This is a genomic window from Proteus sp. Marseille-Q3619 (assembly GCF_965283115.1).
Genome location: NZ_CBDIMP010000007.1, coordinates 1 through 1,525, shown reverse-complemented (window position 1 = coordinate 1,525; position 1,525 = coordinate 1). Strand labels below are relative to the sequence as shown.

1 protein-coding gene and 1 pseudogene are annotated in these 1,525 nt (G+C 30.9%); both read right to left on the bottom strand.

Going from position 1 to position 1,525, the window contains the following annotated elements; all coding sequences use genetic code 11:
• A pseudogene (locus ACWPWK_RS19010) lies at window positions 1-1,150 on the bottom strand (hypothetical protein); the annotation flags it as partial.
• Window positions 1,151-1,198: 48 nt separating this feature from the next.
• Window positions 1,199-1,411, bottom strand: coding sequence for a helix-turn-helix domain-containing protein (locus ACWPWK_RS19005; protein ID WP_197269626.1), 213 nt, complete (start codon window positions 1,409-1,411; stop codon window positions 1,199-1,201).
• Between the last annotated feature and the right edge of the window lie 114 nt (window positions 1,412-1,525).

Below are 1,525 nucleotides of genomic sequence, written 5' to 3'. Positions count from 1 at the left end.
TGGCTAGCTTCTTCATTTCAGGATGAATATACTTGCTATAAAAATCATTTATCATTTTACTATATTGGTTATTCCACTCTGAGCTGTAAGCCATATCAAAACAATTTGAATTAGTTATTTCTGTTTCACTACCATCATTGTGTATTAATATAAAATGACAATCAGATAATGCAGGAGGTTGATTTTTTATTAGAGAGAAATCGACAAATTGCTTGACTTGTTGTACTTGGAATGGATGTATTGTTTGTTCTATACGTTGATGGATGCTTCCTTTTAAATTTTCAAAATTTTTATCTCTTTTGTCCATTGGTACACGAGTTTGTTGATATTCAATCATTTTCTCTTTGAATTCAGCTGTTGCTAAAGAATAAGGCATTTGCTTTAACAATATATTGTCAAATGCTGAGCGAATTATTTTTTTCGGTAAGCAAGGGAATGTATCACGATATCCACACTCAAAGCCTTTATCATCATTGATATCAATTTCAGAATTATTGGCAGAAAATAAGTGAATGACCTCTTGCTGAACAATAGTAATTTGATTTATTTTTTCTGAGATGTAAGGATCTTGTAATAAATCATTAATGGATAAATCACTTACTCGATAGCCACCTTCATTCTGTGGTTCAATGACAAATAACGTTGATTTTTTTAAACCAAAATCATCATAAAATTTAAATTGTCTTATATTTTCAGTTTGATAATTTGCATTAAGATAATCGGATAGCTCTTTTTTTAGCGTATTATACTTCCCTAATAACTCGCTTTCTGATAGCGCTTTTAAAGCCTTTTCTCCATTTGAAAGATAAAAAAGAGTAATTTGATTTTCTCGATTTTTTTCATTAAAAGAAAGAGCTTGGTTGTCAATAAATTGAATAATATTTTTTTCAATAGGATCAATTTTTTTCGTGATATATTGGTTAACATCAATCGGGTTAATCATGCAAGTATAACGTACAATATTACGCTCTCTTGTATCTTTTATTTTTTCCCATTTTACTTCTAAACACATAGATCGATGTTCAAACGCATTACCAATGGTAATCGTATTATCACTATATGTAACCATATCTTTAACTTGCTGAATTTCATTGCTATCACCGCATCCAGATAGTAAAACAATACTAGTTAATACAATTATCTTCTTCATTTATTCATCACCTTATTATCCAATTTATCTCAAAAATTAGTGTGTGTTTTAACCTTTTTGATATCGAGAAGGCCAAATTTCTTCAGCTGGAATACCAATCGCTTTTGCAATAATTTGCTCTGCTCGAGGATAAGGTGCTCTAAGTGCATTGCGTAAAGTAGAAGGAGAGAGTCCTGCTTCGACAGAGAGTTGAGATAACGAAAGCCCTTTTTTATGCAATGCCGCTACTATATCTGCACGATGCCAATCAGTTTCTTTCATCGATGGCTTTTCCTTTTTATTGAACTATGAGAATCTATATGGTTACACCATGGTGTAACCATATAGATTAGCTATTGATGTTAATGAATAGATTAGATCGAAACTTTGTTTCAA

Excerpts from the sequence above, each read along its gene's own strand:
- ACWPWK_RS19005 (WP_197269626.1), bottom strand. The coding sequence starts at position 1,411 with ATGAAAGAAACTGATTGGCATCGTGCAGATATAGTAGCGGCATTGCAT.